Origin of the sequence: Mucilaginibacter psychrotolerans, from assembly GCF_004519315.1 — a bacterium.
Taxonomy (GTDB): Bacteria; Bacteroidota; Bacteroidia; order Sphingobacteriales; family Sphingobacteriaceae; genus Mucilaginibacter; species Mucilaginibacter psychrotolerans.
Genome location: NZ_SOZE01000075.1, coordinates 1 through 2,296, shown reverse-complemented (window position 1 = coordinate 2,296; position 2,296 = coordinate 1). Strand labels below are relative to the sequence as shown.

The window sequence follows — 2,296 nt, the reverse complement described above, 5'->3', positions numbered from 1 at the left end:
TTGATCATTAGTGCAAGGATTATGACCCTAAAATACTAAAACCTTTGCACTTTTAAAAGGAATTTATTATATAATATACTAACAATCAATTATATATACGATATTCACCAGGCCCTAAGTAATCCGACAAATGTCAAGATCATTCAACTCCGAAAAGATAGCCGCTATAGGCCAGCCCGTTTGCTACGCTTTTAAAATTGTCTCCTGAGTTCATGTTCACATACGGAAACTTGTTTTTAAACAATTTATGGATGCTTTTGATCATGGATGTTCCGCCGGTAAGAAATAATGTGTCGATGGCATCGGGGTTAATGTTGTTCTCCAATAGAAAATTATCGAGGTAGGCGGCAATCCTGTTTACATCTTTTGCAATTACCTGTTCATAATCCGGCAAGCCAACCGTCTCTTCGATTTCGATACCCATGTGGTGATAGCTAAACGCTGTACTATCGGCGGCAGTCAGGGCAATTTTTGTTTTTTCAATAGCCCGGAATACAGAATAACCCAGGTTGTTGTCGATAAGCGTGATCAGGTTTTTGAAAAGGCGGTCTTCCCCCGAGAAATAATAGTAGTCTTCCATGTCCTTTTTAATGCGAAGGCCATTAAAGAAGTTCATTTGTTCCCAGGAACAAATATTTACGAATAGTGATTTCGGGACCGTCAGCACCTTGCCGGGGGTGGCCTCATATTGTGTGTTCTTGCCAAAATAGGGGGTACCCTTTTCCCACATAAAAGCAGCATCTAAACTATCGCCGCCAACATAAATCCCGCCTGTGGCCATCATGTCATTTTTCCTGTCTTTGCTGCGGGATTTCTCGGGGTCAAGTACAAGATAGGTAAAGTCTGTTGTACCCCCGCCAAGGTCGGCTACTAATACATTTTCCTTTTTTGCAAGGTTTTTTTCATAAGCAAATGCCGCACCGATAGGTTCAAATTGATAACGTACATCCGTGAAACCGGCAAGCTCTGTTGCCCTGTTCAGTCGTGTTTGGGCTAAGGTGTCTTTTTTTACATCATCGTCATCAAAGAAAACCGGTCTACCGATAACCGCTTTCCGGCAGTCCTGCCCGGTCATCAGGTCAGCGCGTTGTTTCAGTTCTTTCAAGATAATCGCTACCAGATCCGGTGCTGTGTATCGTTTGTTTTGTATGCGGGTCTCGGTGAAACTGTTTCTGGATAATACCTGTTTTACCGATTTGATGAAGCGCCCTTTCATGCCATCTTCCAGATACGCGGTGATAGCTTCTTCGCCTACAGTATAACCAGGCCGCTGGTGATAGAAATAGATCAGCGAAGGAATAATGAAGGTGTGCTCTATCTCCCGCGTTTGTTCATTATAAACCGCCAAGGCCGAATTGGTCGTACCAAAATCGATCCCATATAAATAAGTACTCATTACAGTAATTTAAAAATTAAAAACGCGGGATCTCCTGCCCGGCAAAAGGATGCTCTATCGCAGCGGCTATTCTGGCCAGCCGGTAACGTGAGCGGTGGTCTTTCGGATCGGCCATCATTGCTTCCAGGTTGGTTTTCACAGCCTGTTTAACACGGTATTGCGTAGTAGCGCGATCAAGGCGCAAAGTATCCGGTAATATAGCATGTTCAAAATAGGCCACTAATTCTTCATCACTCATACTGCAAAAATAGTAAAGCATCGATTTTTTGCTGCTTTTATTGTCAAAATTCTATTGGGAGCATAGCCTAAACCTACTAATAATTCCAAGCTACGTGGCGCAATTTGCTTGTTTACAGATACTTCGCGCTGTACATAATTCTACCCCATTTTTGTATGTGCTATAAATTTCATTTACTTATATAGGTTAAGGTGTTTATTATCAGTTATTTAATTCTTAAAATTCTTATGTGAAGTAAAATGTGGTATTAGCCTGATGCAGGCACCAAGCTTGTTTTGAATTTTATTGACCTGTTAATTAGCTACTTGTAAATATTTTGTTTTTTAATTCGTTAAATTGAAAAAGAAACGTACTTTTGCACTCCCGAAACGAAGGGAAATATTTGAAAGCGACTTTCGAATAATTGAAACAAGAAGTTAAGAAGTGTTAAAGCTTCAAAAACATATAGCCGAACCGTGACGGAGAAGCGCAAAGTTCTTTTAAGAAATAGAAAATCATGTAGTGTAACTATCGAAAGATAGTTATGATTACAAACTTGGTAGATAATGTAAGAGAATATTTTTTTTTACAAGTTTCTATTGATTGAGTTTAATAGGGCTTGGATTATAACAACACATTATACAATGGAGAGTTTGATCCTGGCTCAGGATGAACGCTAGCGG

Annotated in this window: 2 protein-coding genes; both read right to left on the bottom strand. The window is 40.2% G+C overall.

Features of this window, described 5'->3' with window-relative positions:
* Positions 1-139: 139 nt before the first annotated feature.
* Positions 140-1,396: an Hsp70 family protein gene (locus tag E2R66_RS28065; RefSeq protein WP_134738013.1), complete on the bottom strand. Its 1,257-nt coding sequence runs from the start codon at positions 1,394-1,396 to the stop codon at positions 140-142.
* A gap of 16 nt (positions 1,397-1,412) precedes the next feature.
* Positions 1,413-1,634 (bottom strand): DUF6965 family protein, encoded by a 222-nt coding sequence (locus tag E2R66_RS28060; RefSeq protein ID WP_134738012.1) that lies wholly within the window; start codon positions 1,632-1,634, stop codon positions 1,413-1,415.
* Positions 1,635-2,296: the final 662 nt, after the last annotated feature.

Coding starts and splice junctions, on each gene's coding strand:
- E2R66_RS28065 (WP_134738013.1), bottom strand. CDS start 1,396: ATGAGTACTTATTTATATGGGATCGATTTTGGTACGACCAATTCGGCC.
- E2R66_RS28060 (WP_134738012.1), bottom strand. CDS start 1,634: ATGAGTGATGAAGAATTAGTGGCCTATTTTGAACATGCTATATTACCG.